The sequence below is a fragment of the Actinomadura barringtoniae genome (assembly GCF_017573505.1).
GTDB lineage: Bacteria > Actinomycetota > Actinomycetes > Streptosporangiales > Streptosporangiaceae > Spirillospora > Spirillospora barringtoniae.
Map to the genome: position 1 here is coordinate 315858 of NZ_JAGEOJ010000008.1, position 15605 is coordinate 331462.

Consider the following 15605-nt stretch of genomic DNA (forward strand, 5'->3'; position numbering starts at 1 on the left):
GCCACATGAGCGGGGACCTGAGGGACTCCATCAAGCAGATGATGCCGAAGGCGCACGACGAGCTCGCCGAGCTGGTCGGGATGCGTTCGGTGGCCGACCCGCGGCAGTTCCCGCCCGAGGAGTGCCACAAGACCGGCGAATGGGTGGCCTCGGCGTTCACGGGCGCGGGGCTGAGCGGCGTGGAGCTGCACGAGACGCCCGACGGCAGCAAGGCCGTCGTCGGCTCGCGGCCCGCGCCCGCCGGGGCGCCGACCGTGCTGCTGTACTGCCACTACGACGTGCAGCCGCCGCTGGACGACAACGCCTGGCACACCCCGCCGTGGGAGCTGACCGAGAAGGACGGCCGCTGGTACGGGCGCGGTGCGGCCGACTGCAAGGGCAACATCATGATGCACCTGCTGGCGCTGCGGGCCCTGGGCGACGACGTCCCGGTCGGGATCAAGCTGGTCTCGGAGGGCTCGGAGGAGCAGGGCACCGGCGGGCTGGAGGCGTTCGTGCCGCAGAACGCCGACCTGCTGCGCGCCGACACGATCCTGGTCTGCGACACCGGCAACTTCGCGGTCGGCGTGCCGACCCTCACGACCTCGCTGCGCGGCAACGTCAACGTGGTCGTCTCGGTCGACACGATGCAGGGCGAGATGCACTCGGGCATGTTCGGCGGCCCGGCGCCCGACGCGCTGGCCTCGCTGGTCCACATCCTCGGCACGCTGCGCGACGAGCACGGCAACACCACCGTCCGGGACCTGAACGCCAAGCAGACCTGGGACGGCGTCGACTACCCGGCCGAGCAGTTCCGCAAGGACGCCCGCGTACTGGACGGCGTGGACCTCGGCGGCGACGGCTCGGTGGCCGACATGCTGTGGGCCCGCCCGGCGCTGACCGTGCTCGGCATCGACTGCCCGCCGGTCGTCGGCTCGGCGGCGGCGATCCAGCCGTCGGTGAAGGCGCGCCTCAACCTGCGGATCCCGCCCGGCGTCACGCCGGACGCCGCGCTGGAGGCGCTGAAGGCCCACATCGAGGGCGTCGCGCCGCTGCACGCGCAGGTCAAGGTGGAGACCGAGCAGCTCGGCGCCCCGTTCAAGGCCCGGATGGACGGGCCGGGCGTCGCCGCGATGGAGTCGGCGATGAAGGAGGCCTACGGCCGCGAGGCGACCAGCGAGGGCCAGGGCGGGTCGATCCCGCTCTGCAACGTCTTCCAGGAGACCTACCCGGACGCCGAGATCATGCTGATGGGCGTGGAGGAGCCCAAGTGCCTGATCCACGCGCCGAACGAGAGCGTCGACCCGACCGAGATCGAGCACATGGCCCTGGCCGAGGCCCTGTTCCTCAAGTCGTACGCCGCCAAGTAGCGGGCACAGGAAAGGCCGCGGCCCAGCGGGCCGCGGCCTTTCCCATGACATTTCTAGCCCAGGCGGTTCACCAGGGCGTTGTACTCGTCCCACAGCTCCTTCGGCAGGTGGTCGCCGAAGGTGTTGAAGTGGTCGGGGACCAGGGCGGCCTCTTCACGCCACACCTCGGTGTCGACCGAGAGCAGGGTGTCGAGGTCGGCCTCGTCGATCTTCAGGCCGTCGGTGTCCAGGGACTCCTTGGTCGGCAGGTGCCCGATCGCGGACTTGGCCGCGTCGGCCTGACCGTTCAGGCGCTCCACGATCCACTTCAGCACGCGGCTGTTCTCGCCGAAGCCGGGCCAGATGAACTTGCCTTCGGCGTTCTTGCGGAACCAGTTGACGTAGTAGATCCGGGGCAGCTTCTCGGCGTCGGTGGAACGGCCGATCTTCAGCCAGTGGCCGAAGTAGTCGCCCATGTTGTAGCCGCAGAACGGCAGCATGGCGAACGGGTCGCGGCGCAGCTCGCCGACCTTGCCCTCGGCCGCGGCGGTCTTCTCCGAGGCGATGTTGGCGCCCAGGAACACGCCCTGCTGCCAGTCGAAGGACTCGGTGACCAGCGGCACCGCGGTGGCGCGGCGGCCGCCGAACAGGATCGCCGAGATCGGCACGCCCTTCGGGTCCTCCCACTCCGGCGCGATGATCGGGCACTGCCCGGCCGGGGTGGTGAAGCGGGCGTTCGGGTGGGCGGCCGGGGTCTCCGAGTCCGGAGTCCAGTCGTTGCCCTTCCAGTCGGTGAGGTGCGCGGGGACCTCGTCGGTCAGGCCCTCCCACCACACGTCGCCGTCGTCGGTGAGCGCGACGTTGGTGAAGATGCTGTTGCCCCAGAGGGTCTTCACCGCGTTGGAGTTGGTGGAGTCGCCGGTGCCCGGCGCGACGCCGAAGAACCCGGCCTCGGGGTTGATCGCGTAGAGGCGGCCGTCCTCGCCGAACCGCATCCAGGCGATGTCGTCGCCGATGGTCTCGACCTTCCAGCCCGGGATGGTCGGCTCCAGCATGGCGAGGTTGGTCTTGCCGCAGGCCGACGGGAACGCGGCTGCCACGTAGCGGGTCTCACCGGTCGGCGGGGTGAGCTTCAGGACGAGCATGTGCTCGGCCATCCAGCCCTCGTCGCGGGCCATCGTCGAGGCGATGCGCAGCGCGTAGCACTTCTTGCCCAGCAGCGCGTTGCCACCGTAGCCGGAGCCGTAGGACCAGATCTCCCGGCTCTCGGGGAAGTGCGAGATGTACTTCTCGGAGTTGCAGGGCCACGGCACGTCGGCCTGGCCCGGCTGCAGCGGCGCGCCGACGGTGTGGACGGCCTTGACGAACTGGCCGCGCTCCTCGATGAGCCGCAGGGCGCCCTCGCCCATCCTGGTCATGATCTTCATGGAGACCACGACGTACGGCGAGTCGGTGATCTCGACGCCGAGCTGCGAGATGTTGCCGCCCAGCGGCCCCATGCAGAACGGCACCACGTACATGGTGCGACCCTTCATGCAGCCCTTGAAGAGCTCGCCGAAGGTCTCCCGCATCTTCGCGGGCGCGATCCAGTTGTTGGTCGGGCCGGCGTCGGCTTCCTTTTCCGAGCAGATGAACGTGCGGTCTTCTACTCGAGCAACGTCGCTCGGGTCAGAGGCGGCGTAGAAGCTGTTGGGGCGTTTCTCGGGATCGAGGCGCTTGAACGTGCCCTGCTCCACGAGCAGCCCCGTCAGGCGCTCCCATTCGGCGTCCGAGCCATCGCTCCACTCCACCCGGTCGGGCTGGGTGAGCTCGGCGATCCCACGGACCCAGTCCACGAGGTCAGCGTGACTGGTAGGGGCCTGATCGAGGCCGGGGACCTGGTTGGACACGGGCAACTCCTTCAGCGGTTCGCAGGATCTTTGCATGATGAACAAGACCGCGCGTTTTTGCCATTTGGTCTGGACCAATCGCGCCCGCTTTTAGGCCTTCCCGTCCCCTTTTGTGACTGATATCACCTGCATATGGGGGCCGCGACGGCATCGTGGCCGTCCCCGGCGAACCGGCGTTCAAGCTGGGTAAACGTGAGTCTCGGTAGCTTTGACGGCCGCCCAGACCATGCTGCCCTCGACCAATTCCAGCTCCGCGACCGCACCCGGAGTCACATCGGCGGCGGCCGCTATCGGCGGCCCCTCGAGTTCCACTCGGACCCGGTCTCCCTGCCGTTCCACCGAGCCGACCCGGGCCTGCCAGAGGTTGCGCGGGCTGCCGTCGGGACGGGTCCGGTAGAGGGCGACGGCCGATGGCTGGAACGCCAGGAAGACCTCACCCTCCAGTGAGTCAATCGTGTCGAGCTTGCCGGAACCCCCGTCGAGCACTACCGTTCCGCCGCCCGCGACGCCCCGGTAGAGGTTGAGGCCCACCAGCCGCGCCACGTAGTCGGTGCGCGGATGCCGGGCCACCTCCGCCGGCTCGCCCTCCTGGACCAGCCGGCCGCCCTCGATCACCACGAGCCGGTCGGCCAGCACCATGGCGTCCAGCGGGTCGTGGGTCACCAGCACCGCCGCGCCCTCGAAGCCCTCCAGGTGGCGCCGCAGCGCCGCCCGGATCTCCAGCTTGGTGTGGGCGTCCAGGGCCGACAGCGGCTCGTCCAGCAGCATCAGCTTGGGCTCCACCGCCAGCGCCCGCGCCAGGGCGACCCGCTGCGCCTGCCCGCCCGACAGGGCTCGCGGCTTGGCGGCGGTGTGGTCGGCCAGCCCGACGCGTTCCAGCCACTCCGCGGCCCGCCGCCGGGCGTCGCGCCGCCGCACGCCCTGGGAACGCGGCCCGAACGCGACGTTCTCCAACGCGCTCAGATGCGGGAACAGCAGGTAGTCCTGGAACACCATGCCGATCCCCCGCCGGTCGGGCGGCAGCGAGCCGAGCTCGGTCCCGTCGACGCGCACGTGCCCGCCGCTGGAGGGTTCCAGCCCGGCCAGGGCCCGCAGCGCCGTCGACTTGCCCGCACCGTTCGGTCCGAGCAGCGCGACGACCTCGCCCGGCTCGGCGCTCAGCTCCAGGTCCAGGTCGAACGCGGGCCGCCGTACGACCAGCCTGGCCTCCAGCCCCTTCACGAGTTGCCCACCCACCGGTCGCGGAGGGCGGCCAGCACGACGATCGAGACGACCAGCAGGACCAGGCTGAGCACGATGGCGGCCTGCGGATCGGTCTCCAGGGCGAGGTAGACGGCCAGCGGCATGGTCTGGGTGCGGCCCGGGAAGTTGCCCGCGAAGGTGATCGTCGCGCCGAACTCGCCCAGGGCCCGTGCCCAGCACAGGATCGCCCCGGCCGCGATGCCGGGCGCGACCAGCGGCAGCGTGACCCGGCGGAAGATCGTCCAGCGGCCCGCGCCGAGCGTGGCCGCCGCCTCCTCATAACGCAGGTCGGCGGCCCGCAGCGCGCCCTCGACGCTGATCACCAGGAACGGCATCGCCACGAACGTCTCGGCGAGCACGACCCCGGCGGTGGTGAACGGAAGGGTGATGCCGAACGCCGAGTCCAGCCACTGGCCGACCAGGCCCTTGCGGCCCAGCACCAGCAGCAGCGCCACGCCGCCGACCACCGGCGGCAGCACCAGCGGGACCGTGACCAGGGCCCGGACCAGGCGCGCCCCCGGAAAGGGCACCCGGGCCAGCACCCAGGCCAGCGGCACTCCGAACAGCAGACACAGCCCGGTCGCGATGGTCGCGGTGATCAGCGACAGGCGCAGCGCCTCCAGCACCTGCGGCTCGCCGAGCCGCGTGCCCAGCGTCGACCACGGCGCCTTCACCAGCAGCCCGGCCAGCGGCAGGACCAGGAAGGCCAGCCCGATCAGCGCCGGGACGAGCAGGACCCACGGCGGCCGCACCGGCCTGGTGGCCGGTTTGGCGACGGGCGTGGTTACGACGGGCTGGCCGCCGGGCTGGGTGCGCTGCATACGGTCAGGGAGACTCGAATCCGACCTGGGTCAGCGCGGCCTTGCCCTGCGGCGACAGCACGAGCGTGACGAAGTCCTTGGCCAGCGCGCTCTGCGGGGCCTTGGGCAGCGCCACGATCGGGTAGTCGTTGATCGCCTGGGCCGACTCGGGGAACTCGATCCCCTTCACTGCCGGGGCCGCCGACTTGACGTCGCTGCGGTAGACCAGGCCCGCGTCGGCCTCGCCGAGCCGCACCTTGGTCAGCACCGCCTTGACGTCCTGTTCCTGCGACGCGGGCTTCACGGTGACGTGGGCTGCGGCCAGGGCCTTCTTGGCGGCGGCGCCGCACGGCACCTGCTCGGCGCACAGGATGACCTTGAGCTTGGAGGACGACAGGTCCGACAGCTTGCCGACCTTGCCGGGGTTGTCCTTGGGCGTGGCGATGACCAGGCGGTTCTTAGCGAAGATCTGCGAGCTGGACGAGACCGGCTTCATCGTGGCGGGGCTCGCCGCCGCGAACACGTCGGCCGGAGCGCCCTGGTTGATCTGCTGGGCGAGGGTCGAGCTGCCGCCGAAGTTGAAGCGCACCTTCACGCCGGGGTGCGAGGCCTCGAAGGTCTTGCCGAGCGAGTTGAACGACTCGGTGAGCGAGGCGGCCGCGAACACCGTCAGCGTCTTGCCACCGCCCGAGGAGGACTTCTTGTCGTCGCCGGTGTCGCCGCAGCCGGCCACGGTGACCAGCGTCAGGGCGGCGACGACCGCGCTCAGGGATTTCAGCATGGGTTACTCCAGGGGGACGGGCGTCAGTCAGCGAGCTCGACGACGACGTTGGTGGACTTGATGACGGCCTCGGCGACCACGCCGACCTCCAGGCCGAGATCGTCGGCGGCCTCCCGGCTCATCAGCGAGACCACCCGGAACGGACCGGCCTGGATCTCCACCTGGGCCATCACGCCGTCACGGATCACGTCGGTGACGATGCCGCGCATGCGGTTGCGCGCCGAGGAGGCGCGATGCTCCCCCGCCTCCCCCTGCCAGGACTGCGACCGTACGAAGGCGGCCAGCTCGGGCCCGGGGACCCTGCGGTGACCGTTGTCGTCGCGCGCGGCCGGCAGGCGGCCGCCGTCGACCCAGCGGCGCACGGTGTCCGCGCTGACCCCGAGGAGGGCCGCGGCCTCGCTGATCCGGAACGTCGTCGTCACGCGGCCCAGAGTAGCCCCTCGCAGATGCAAGGCACACCTGGCGATTACCCCAGAGATTGCGATGTTTGCCGGATGTGGACTCTGGCAGATACGACAAGAACGGCCGCAACCCCCGGTGGGGTCCGGCCGTTCTTGTGGACGTACTGGGTGGTTCGGGGGGTCAGGCGGCCAGCGAGTCGGCCTCGATGACGTCCTTGTGGTAGCGCTTGTGGACGTAGAGCTTCTCGCCGAGCGCCTCGTTGCGCCACCAGAGACCGGTCGGGGCGCCGATGCGGGTGCCGCGCGGCAGCTCGCGGATGATCTCCTTGACCGGCGTGGTGGACATCCGGCCCGACCGGCCGACCAGGATGCGCTTGTCGGTCACGATGACGACCCGGTACGCGTTGGCGAAGATGATGATCCAGATCGAGATCAGGACGAAGTACGCGCTCGTCGTCTGGGCACCGAACACCGCCTGGATCTGCTCGCCGGGCTCCAGGTAGGGCGCCGCGTTCGCGCGCATCTTGTCACGAATAGCCATGAACCAGACCTCTCTCAACATCGGCCACAATGGCCTCGGGCGCAGTGATTTTGACACCGAAAGGTGGCGTGGACGGCCGAATCCGTTGATGTGAGCCAAATCGTGACTGTGACGAGGCTCTCTATCCGGACACGGGGGCTGATGTCACCATCTACTTACTGGCCTGGAGGCGCGATCGACCCGAGGAGGAGCCCTCGATGCCCGCACCGCCCACGACCCTGCTGATCGACCGGCATGGAGCCGCCAGCCTGCGCTCCCGCGCGCTCGCGGCGGGGATCCGCGCCGTCCTGCAGCCGCGCCTGGCCAAGTGGGGCGAGGCTCCGTTCGACGAACGGGCGCTGCGCCGCGCGGCGAGCTTCGACCGCATGGCCGCGCGGAGCCGGCCGCCCAAGGGCACCCGCACCGAACGGGTGCGCCTGGACGATTTCCGCGCCGAATGGGTGCACGGGCCCGGGGTCACGAGCGAGCGCGACCGGGTGATCCTCTACCTGCACGGCGGCGCATGGGTCTCCTGCGGCCTCAACACGCACCGGCGGATGATCTCATGGTTCAGCGCGGCGGCCGGGGTGCCCGCGTTCGCGGTGGACTACCGGATGATCCCGGCCGTGCCGTTCGAGGAGGAGGTCGAGGACTGCCTGACCGCCTACCGCTGGCTGCTGGAGGAACGCGAGATCGCCCCCGAGCGCATTGTGATCATGGGCGACTCGGCGGGCGGGCACCTGACGTTCGCCACGGCGCTGCGCGCCCGCGAGGCAGGGCTGCCGATGCCGGCCGCGCTGGTGGGGATCTCGCCGATGCTGGACATGGACCTGGCGAGCAAGCTCGCGCACGCCAACATCAAGCTCGATCCCGCCGCGCCGGGCGCGCTGCTGGAGCGCCTGGTGGACGGGATCTGCGGGCACCTGGACCGGACCGACCCGGCGGTCTCGCCGATCCGGGCCGATCTGTCGGGCCTGCCGCCGGTGCTGCTGTCGGCGGGCTCGACCGAGGTGCTCTACTGCGACTCCGAGCTGATGGCGCACCGGCTCGCCGAGGCCGGGGTCCCGACGACACTGCAGGTCTGGGACCGGCAGGTGCACGTCTTCCAGATGTTCGGGCCGCTGCTGCCCGAGTCGCGTGCGGCGATCGCCGAGGCCGGTACGTTCGTCCGCGACGCCTTCACCGCCGCGGAGGTACGGGAGTCAGAGTCCGCCTGAGCGGCGCAAGCCGGGTCACCGGCCCTGTCCGCGGCGCAGCGGCAGGTTCTGGCGGGCGATGCGCTGGCGCCCTGAGCGCTGCGGCTGCGTGGACCGGGCCGAGGACTCGCTCTTCTTGTCCCGCTTCCCCTGCCTGAGGACCGGACCCTTGTCGCCCTGCTTGTCGCCCTGCTTACCGCCCCGCACCTTGGACATCGCGATCTCCCCCTCCGACGGGCACGTCCGGCCCGTCCGTTACGGGAGCCTCGCCGGATTTGGGGTGATCTATTGGTGATCGTCGGTCAAGTCTCTGCCGGTCGAACTGCCGGTCGAACTGCCGGTCGAGCCGCCGGTCGAGGCTCTGCCCGGCGGCGCGGGCCTGGGTGGGCATGAGGGCCCGGGGGGACGGCCTGCGAACGAAGCCCGGCCGCAGTTCCTCATCGTCGTAGTAGCGGTGGAAGACCGGGGTTGCCGAGCCGGAGATCGGCGGCACGATCCAGCTCCAGTCGGCCGGGCAGCTCCGCCCGGCGGCCTCCTCCTTGCCCAGGTGGGTGAGGAAGCGGCGCGACTCGGTGTGGTGGTCGGTGATGGTGACGCCCGCACTGCGGAACGAGTGGAGCACCGCGACGTTGAGCTCGACCAGCGCCCGGTCGCGCCAGAGCGTGCGTTCCTTGGAGGTGTCCAGGCCGAGCCGTTCGGCGACCGTGGGCAGCAGGTCGTAGCGTTCGGCGTCGCCCAGGTTGCGCGCGCCGATCTCGGTGCCCATGTACCAGCCGTTGAACGGCGCGGCCGGGTAGGTGATGCCGCCGATCTCCAGGTCCATGTCGGAGACGGCCGGCACGGCGTGCCAGCGCAGGCCCAGCTCGGCGAACCACGCGAAGTCGGGATGCGACAGCGGGACCTCCAGCACCGCGCTGCGAGGCAGGTCGAAGTGGCGGACCGCTTCCCCGCGCGCCTCGATCACCAGCGGCAGCACGTCGAAGCCCGAGCCGGGACCGGCCGTCCAGCCGAGCGCGCGGGCCGTCTTGGTGAGCCGGACGTTGCCCGGGTCGCCGACCACGGTGCCGTCGCGGCGGCGGTATCCGGCGTACCGGATCAGCTGGTCGTTCCAGATCCGCGGCCCAGGCTCGCCGGGCCGGTCGGGCGCGAAGACGGTCGCGACGGGACGGATGCGGCCGCCCGCCGTCGCCTCGGTCAGGTGCTCGACGCACTCGGCGGCCAGTTCCTCGGCCGTGCTCAGGTGGCGGCGGTCGCGCACCCGCAGGCTCCGCCAGTAGAGGCGGCCGATGCAGCGGCTACTGTTGCGCCAGGCCACGCGGGCGCCGAACGTCAGTTCCTCCTCGGTGTGCACGTAGGTCCCGGTCGCACGGATCTCATCGCGCACCTGCCCGATCCTGGCCTCGACGCCTCCCTCGCCGCTCTTGCCGCCGCCCTCGCCGCCGTCTCCGGGATTTTCGGCATGGAACAGCCGGACGAACGCTTCGGCGGCACGTTCCAGATCGGATGGGCGATTCTTCGGTTTATGCCGGAAATGAAACATAGAGACATCCGTGACCGTTCGTGAGGAATTGATCACCAGCCGTCACAGGATGCCACGGAGCGCCGGCCGTGTCGGGCCTTCTTCGCTAATGGCTAGCAATCCTCACTATCCGTCAGGACCTGGGCGATCATCCCCAACATCGACCAATCGACCAGCCGGTCGCGGGCGATCTCCGCGTAGGTGGCGATCTCGACGTAGGTCCGTTCGCCGTCGGCGGCCACTCCCCCGGGGCCGCTCGCGCGCAGCACCGCCAGCTCGTCCTCGGTGACCTCGGCGGAGAACAGGTGCGCCCGGTGCGCGGACATCGTCGCGTTCAGCTGCCGGTCGGTGTGAGCGCGCAGCCGCTGCGGGGCCAGGCTCAGCCCGGTCTCCTCGGCGACCTCCGCGACCGCCCGCGCGAGCGGGTCGGACGGCCCGGAGCCGCCGGGCAGCTCGTGCACGAAGCCGTCCGGCGTGCTGGCCGGGCTCCGGAACTCCCGTACGAGCACGACGGCGGTGTCGCCGAGCGACCGGCCGCGCCGGTAGAGGACGACGGTGCTGATGTCGGGCCGGGAGAAGACCACCTCGTTGGCCTTCACACGGTCCTCGGCCGTCACGTGGACCCGCACGTGCAGGCCCCAGTGCAGCCCGAACCGCCACTCCACCCGGGCGCCGAGCAGCGTGTTGCCCGCGCCGCGCTGCGCGGCGTACCACTGCTGGAACGACGCGGTCCGCCAGATCATCAGCGGCACCTCGCGTTCACCGGCCGTGCGCGGCGCCCCGCGACCGATCCTCTCCAGCGCCAGCGCGACCGTGCCGGGGACGTCGGTCGCGGTCGGCACGTCGAGCTTGGCGGCGTAGTGGCGCAGGTAGTCGTTCTTGGGCGCCTCCGGCGGGGCGCCGAACACCGCCTTGCCGCTGTCGTGCCACATGCCCCACTCGACGTTGGTGGTGAACGCGGGCATCGTGTCGAGCGCGCGCGGCACGTAGAAGAGGACCTCGTCGGCGAGGTTCAGGCAGCGCTCCTCCCAGTCGACCTGCCCGGTGTAGTCGTCATGGATGCCGTGCCGGTGCTCGGGGTCGAGGACCACCAGCCGGCCGGGCCCCCGCCACTGCTCGCGCAGTGCCGCCCGCGCGCCCGGCCGCCACGACGCGACGTCGGGCGTACGAGGCGTCGGACCGGCCAGGAACACCGCCGCGTCCCACGCCTCGGGCGGTTCTTCGCGTGCGCAGACCTCGATGACCTCGGACGACATGGCAGTGTCTCCCTCGCTGGCGGGCTCGGCGTGCTTGGAGCGATTTGTCCCGGGTAAAGCGCCCCTACAACCAAACACAGATATCCCGGTCAGGAGGGTGATCATGACTGGGACCATGCGAATTCCGCGCAGCAGAGGCGCTCTGAGCGGCGTGCTGCTGCTTCTCCTCGGCCTCTGGGGCGGACTGCTCCCCTTCGTCGGCCCCTACTTCGACTTCGGCTTCAGCCCCGACGACACCTGGGTGTACGACACCGCGCGGCTCGAGCTGGTCATCGCGCCCGCGATCGCCGTCGGGCTCGGCGGGCTGATCGTGCTCTCCGCCTCCAACCGCGCGTTCGCCATCTTCGGCGCCTGGCTGGCCGTGCTCGGCGGCGCCTGGTTCGCGGTCGGGCCGATCGTCGCCGTGCTCTGGGACCCCGGCACGGTCGGCACGCCGCTCGGCGACAACGAGAACCGGCAGGTCGCCGAGCAGCTGGCGGGCTTCACCGGCCTCGGCGTCGTCGCGGTGTTCTTCGCGGCGCTCGCGCTCGGCCGCTTCGCCGTCGTCGGCGTCAAGGAGGCGCACCTGGCCGAGGAACGGATGGGCCACGGCGACGGCACGACCTCGGGCACGGGCCGCGGCACCGAGCCCGACCACGGCCCCGACTCCGGCACGACGCAGCCCCTCGCCCGCACGTTCGGCAGGTTCAGCAGGCATTCGCCGACCGCCTCGCCGCCGCCCCCGCCGCCTCCGGAGCCGATGCCGGCGCGCCACGTCCCCGCCCCGGGCGACGAACGCGTCGCCGGGCAGACGGGAGAGGACTGGCACCGCTGATCGATGATCGTGATCGGTGGCCGGCGTACAGGGACGGTGACCGATGACGAGTGCCGCTGACGGTGGCCGGTGCCGACGACCGGTCACCGTCGGCGGTGACTCAACAGGCTCACGGCGCCCGGCGCCGCCGCCCGGCCCGGCTCAGCGGTCGTTTCTGGACCTCATGTTGCGGACGGACTTCTCGGTCTCGTAGCTGCCGCGCTCATGGACCTTCACGTCGTCGCGGTCGGTGAACATCGCGACGAAGGCGATCAACAGTCCGACGCCGCCGATCCATGGCGACTTCCACACGAACGCCAAGGCAACACAGACGACCGCGACGGACATGAGCAACAGAAGCTTCACGTTCGCAACCCCTCGACCCCGCGCCACCGGAGAACTGACGACCAGTATGCGTGATGCCGGGGGCATCACGCATACAACTAGAACAGGTTCTCGTTGCCTTGGCAACGAGTAAGGGGCAGCTTACACGCTACTTCTTCTTGCCGCGCTTCTCCCTGATCTTCATCGTGACGTCCAGCGGGGTGCCCTCGAACCCGAACTCCTCGCGCAGCCGGCGCTCGATGAACCGCCGGTAGCCCTCCTCCAGGAACCCGGAGGTGAACAACACGAAGCGCGGCGGGCGGACCCCCGCCTGCGTCGCGAACAGCACGCGCGGCTGCTTGCCGCCGCGGATCGGGTGCGGGTGCGAGCTCACCAGGTCGGCGAAGAACTGGTTGAGCTTGGAGGTCGGGACGCGGGTGCCCCAGTTCTCCAGGGCCGTCTCGATCGCCGGGACGAGCTTCTCCATGTGGCGGCCGGTCTTGGCCGAGATGTTGACCCGCGGTGCCCAGCGGGCGTTGTGCAGCTGCCGGTCGATCTCCCGGTCCAGGTAGCCGCGGCGCTCCTCGTCCAGCAGGTCCCACTTGTTGTAGGCGATCACCAGCGCCCGGCCGGACTCGATCACCATCGAGATGATCCGCAGGTCCTGCTCGGCGAGCGGCTCGTCGGCGTCCACCAGCACGACCGCGACCTCGGCCCGTTCCAGCGCCGACTGCGTGCGCAGCGTGGCGTAGAAGTCGGCGCCCTGGTTCTCGCGGTGGCGACGGCGGATGCCGGCGGTGTCGATGAACCGCCAGGTCCTGCCGCCGAGCTCGATCATCTCGTCGACCGGGTCGCGGGTGGTCCCGGCGACCGAGTCGACGACAGCGCGCTTCTCGCCCGCGAGCTTGTTCAGCAGGCTGGACTTGCCGACGTTCGGGCGGCCGAGCAGCGCGACCCGGCGCGGCCCGGCGATCTCCTCGAACGTCTCGGCGGGCGGCTCCTCGGGCAGCGCCGCGAGCACCGCGTCCAGCAGGTCGCCGCTGCCGCGCCCGTGCAGAGCGCTCACCGGGTACGGCTCGCCGATGCCGAGTGACCACAGCATGGCGGCGTCGGCCTCGGTGCCGGCGTTGTCGACCTTGTTGGCGACCAGCACCACCGGCTTGCCGGAACGGCGCAGGATCTCCACCACGGCCTCGTCCACATCGGTGGCGCCCACGGTCGCGTCGACCACGAACATCACCACGTCGGCGAGCTCCACCGCGAGCCTGGCCTGCTCGGCGATGGCGGCGGCCAGGCCGACCGCGTCGGGCAGCCAGCCGCCGGTGTCGACGACGGTGAAGCGGCGGCCACTCCAGGTCGCGTCGTAGGCGACCCGGTCGCGGGTCACGCCCGGGACGTCCTCGACGACCGCCTCGCGGCGGCCGATGATCCGGTTGACCAGCGTCGACTTGCCGACGTTCGGCCGGCCGACGACGGCGACGACGGGCGCGGGCGGCGCGTCGGCCGGGACCCCGTCCTCGTCGAGGACCGCGGTCTCGGCGTCATAGTCGGTGTCGTACTCGTATTCGGTGTCGTTATCGCTCACGTCTGCTGCGTCTCTTTCGCGAGGCGGACGACCGCCTCGATGACCTCGCCGAGGTTCAGCTCGGTCGAGTCGATCTCGTGTGCGTCCGGCGCCTTGGTCAGCGGGGACGCCTTGCGGGTGGAGTCGAGCCGGTCCCTGCGGGCCTGTTCGGCCTGCGTCACGGTCACCGTCGCGCCGGGGTCGGCGGTCAGGTCCCCGGCCCGCCGCGCCGCCCGCGCCGCCTCACTGGCGGTGAGGTACACCTTCACCGGGGCCTCGGGCATGACGACCGTGCCGATGTCGCGGCCCTCCACCACGATCCCCCCGGTACCGATGATCTCACGCTGGAGCGCGACCATCCGCGCCCGGACCTCCGGAACGGCGCTGACGGCGCTGACGGCGTTGGTCACCTCGCGGGTGCGGATCGGGGCGGACACGTCGGCGCCGTCCACGGTGATCGTGGGATTGTCGGGGTCGGTGCCGCTCTCCAGGACGGGCTTGCCGGCGCTCGCGGCGACGGCGGCCTGGTCCTGGACCGGAACCTCGTTCTGGAGCATCCACCAGGTCATCGCCCGGTACATGGCGCCGGTGTCGAGGTAGCGCAGGCCGAGCGCGCGGGCGACGCCCTTGGAGGCACTGGACTTGCCGGAGCCGGAGGGGCCGTCCATGGCGATGACGAGCGGCACGTTCATACCCCTTGCTCTCTGTTGAACGGGTCTTGGTTGAACGGGTCTTGGTTGAACGGATCTTGGGCGAACAGGTCTTGGGTGAACAGGTCCTCGGTGGACACCTGCCGACCGGACAGATGTCGATCATGGAACCGGGGCGCGGAATCGGCGCGACGCCCAGCGTTACAGGGTACCGGCGGCTCAGCCCGGGACGGACCAACCTCGGGCACGCAGTTCCTCGGCGAGCTTGTCGGCCGCCTCGGGCCGGACCGAGATCTCCAGGACGCCGAGCGGGCGGCCCGGCGAGTGCTCGATCGACACGTCCTCGATGTTGACCCCGGCGATGCCGGCCGCCTGGAAGATCATCGCCAGCTCGCCCGGCCGGTCGGGGATCATGACCGGGACCACGGCGTAGGCCTTCTGGTCGCCGCCGTGCTTGCCGGGGATCCGCGCCCGGCCCGCGTTGCCGCGCAGCAGCAGATCGGCCACGTGCGCCGCGGCCCCCTCGCTGCCGTCGCGCAGCAGCGAGGCCGCGACGGCCAGGTCGGTCGCCACGCCCTCCAGGACGTCGGCCACCGGCTCGGCGTTGGCGCTGAGGATCCCGATCCACAGCCGCGGGTCGCTGGCGGCGATGCGGGTGACGTCCCGTACGCCCTGCCCGGCCAGGCCGAGCGAGGTCTCGTCGGCGGCGGTGAGGCGGGCGGCCACGGCGGCCGAGACCACGTGCGGGCCGTGCGAGACCAGCGCGACCGCCCGGTCGTGCTCGGCGGCCTCCACGGTCACCGGCACGGCGCCGCAGGCCTCGGCGAGGGCCGTCACGGCCTGGATCGCCTCGGGCCTGGCCTGATCCGTCGGGCACAGCGCCCACGGACGGCCCAGGAACAGGTCCCCCTGGGCCGCTGCGGGGCCGGAACGCTCCCGTCCGGCCAGCGGGTGCCCGGCGACGTAGGAGGTGAGGTCGCAGCCCAGCTCGGCGGCCTGCGCCAGCGGCAGCGCCTTGACGCTGGCCACGTCGGTGTAGACGGCCGCCAGCCCGCGCTTCTGGGCGTCCAGGAGGGTGACCGCCACGGCGGCGGGCGGTACGGCCAGCACGGCCAGGTCGGCGGGCTCGTCCAGGGGCCCGTCGGGCAGCCGTTCGCCCGCGCCGAGCTCGACCGCCATCCCCAGGGCGCCCGCGTCCCGGTCCGACAGCAGCACCTCGGCGCCGCGCTCGCGCATCGCCAGCGCGATCGAGGTCCCGATCAGCCCGGTCCCGACGATGACGATCCGGCCTGGAATGCCCTCTTCAGCCACCGTGCCAGCCTATCGGCGCGGCGACCCCGGC

At 71.2% G+C, this 15605-nt stretch carries 16 protein-coding genes; 3 read left to right on the forward strand and 13 right to left on the reverse strand.

Annotation, left to right across the window (positions count from 1 at the left end; all coding sequences use genetic code 11):
* Window positions 1-5: 5 nt before the first annotated feature.
* Complete coding sequence (locus J4573_RS21325; protein WP_208257533.1) at window positions 6-1349, forward strand: dipeptidase; 1344 nt, start codon at window positions 6-8, stop codon at window positions 1347-1349.
* A gap of 53 nt (window positions 1350-1402) precedes the next feature.
* On the opposite strand, the gene J4573_RS21330 is transcribed toward J4573_RS21325, so the two are convergent.
* The 6 genes from J4573_RS21330 to J4573_RS21355 form a co-directional block, all read right to left on the reverse strand.
* Window positions 1403-3253 carry a phosphoenolpyruvate carboxykinase (GTP) gene (locus J4573_RS21330; RefSeq protein ID WP_243773334.1) on the reverse strand — a complete coding sequence of 617 codons (1851 nt, stop codon included), beginning with the start codon at window positions 3251-3253 and terminating at the stop codon, window positions 1403-1405.
* A gap of 141 nt (window positions 3254-3394) precedes the next feature.
* A complete protein-coding gene (locus J4573_RS21335; RefSeq protein ID WP_208257535.1) occupies window positions 3395-4438 on the reverse strand; it encodes an ABC transporter ATP-binding protein in 1044 nt (347 codons plus the stop codon).
* Window positions 4435-5280, reverse strand: a complete 846-nt coding sequence (locus J4573_RS21340) for an ABC transporter permease (RefSeq protein WP_208257536.1) — start codon at window positions 5278-5280, stop codon at window positions 4435-4437. Before J4573_RS21340 ends, J4573_RS21335 begins: the two co-directional genes overlap by 4 nt.
* 4 nt (window positions 5281-5284) lie before the next feature.
* Window positions 5285-6040, reverse strand: coding sequence for a molybdate ABC transporter substrate-binding protein (gene modA / locus J4573_RS21345; protein WP_208257537.1), 756 nt, complete (start codon window positions 6038-6040; stop codon window positions 5285-5287).
* Window positions 6041-6063: 23 nt separating this feature from the next.
* A complete protein-coding gene (locus J4573_RS21350) occupies window positions 6064-6462 on the reverse strand; it encodes a TOBE domain-containing protein (protein ID WP_208257538.1) in 399 nt (132 codons plus the stop codon).
* 160 nt (window positions 6463-6622) lie between these two features.
* On the reverse strand, window positions 6623-6982 hold the full coding sequence (locus J4573_RS21355) for a hypothetical protein (protein ID WP_208257539.1): 360 nt from the start codon (window positions 6980-6982) through the stop codon (window positions 6623-6625).
* Window positions 6983-7179: 197 nt separating this feature from the next.
* On the opposite strand from J4573_RS21355, the gene J4573_RS21360 reads away from it, so the two are divergent.
* A complete protein-coding gene (locus tag J4573_RS21360; protein ID WP_208257540.1) occupies window positions 7180-8178 on the forward strand; it encodes an alpha/beta hydrolase in 999 nt (332 codons plus the stop codon).
* 15 nt (window positions 8179-8193) lie between these two features.
* Here the strand turns inward: J4573_RS21360 and J4573_RS21365 are convergent, their stop codons facing one another.
* The 3 genes from J4573_RS21365 to J4573_RS21375 all read right to left on the reverse strand — a co-directional run bounded on the left by J4573_RS21365 (window position 8194) and on the right by J4573_RS21375 (window position 10932).
* Window positions 8194-8373, reverse strand: a complete 180-nt coding sequence (locus J4573_RS21365) for a hypothetical protein (RefSeq protein WP_208257541.1) — start codon at window positions 8371-8373, stop codon at window positions 8194-8196.
* Entirely contained in the window at window positions 8351-9655 is a 1305-nt protein-coding gene (locus J4573_RS21370) for a nitric oxide synthase oxygenase (RefSeq protein ID WP_243773387.1), read from the reverse strand. The genes J4573_RS21365 and J4573_RS21370 overlap by 23 nt, the downstream gene beginning before the upstream one ends.
* 134 nt (window positions 9656-9789) lie before the next feature.
* Window positions 9790-10932, reverse strand: a complete 1143-nt coding sequence (locus tag J4573_RS21375) for a nucleoside 2-deoxyribosyltransferase domain-containing protein (RefSeq protein WP_208257543.1) — start codon at window positions 10930-10932, stop codon at window positions 9790-9792.
* A gap of 103 nt (window positions 10933-11035) precedes the next feature.
* Here J4573_RS21375 and J4573_RS21380 point away from each other — a divergent pair, with 103 nt between their 5' ends.
* Window positions 11036-11746: a hypothetical protein gene (locus J4573_RS21380; RefSeq protein ID WP_208257544.1), complete on the forward strand. Its 711-nt coding sequence runs from the start codon at window positions 11036-11038 to the stop codon at window positions 11744-11746.
* A 141-nt stretch (window positions 11747-11887) separates the two neighbouring features.
* Here J4573_RS21380 and J4573_RS21385 read toward each other — a convergent pair whose 3' ends face one another.
* The 4 genes from J4573_RS21385 to J4573_RS21400 form a co-directional block, all read right to left on the reverse strand.
* Entirely contained in the window at window positions 11888-12091 is a 204-nt protein-coding gene (locus J4573_RS21385) for a hypothetical protein (RefSeq protein ID WP_208257545.1), read from the reverse strand.
* Between the two features lie 127 nt (window positions 12092-12218).
* Window positions 12219-13634, reverse strand: a complete 1416-nt coding sequence (der, locus tag J4573_RS21390) for a ribosome biogenesis GTPase Der (protein WP_208257546.1) — start codon at window positions 13632-13634, stop codon at window positions 12219-12221.
* Complete coding sequence (gene cmk, locus J4573_RS21395) at window positions 13631-14305, reverse strand: (d)CMP kinase (RefSeq protein WP_208257547.1); 675 nt, start codon at window positions 14303-14305, stop codon at window positions 13631-13633. The genes der and cmk overlap by 4 nt, the downstream gene beginning before the upstream one ends.
* A 177-nt stretch (window positions 14306-14482) precedes the next feature.
* The gene (locus tag J4573_RS21400; protein ID WP_208257548.1) at window positions 14483-15574 is read right to left on the reverse strand and encodes a prephenate dehydrogenase; all 1092 of its coding nucleotides are present in this window, start codon (window positions 15572-15574) and stop codon (window positions 14483-14485) included.
* Window positions 15575-15605: the final 31 nt, after the last annotated feature.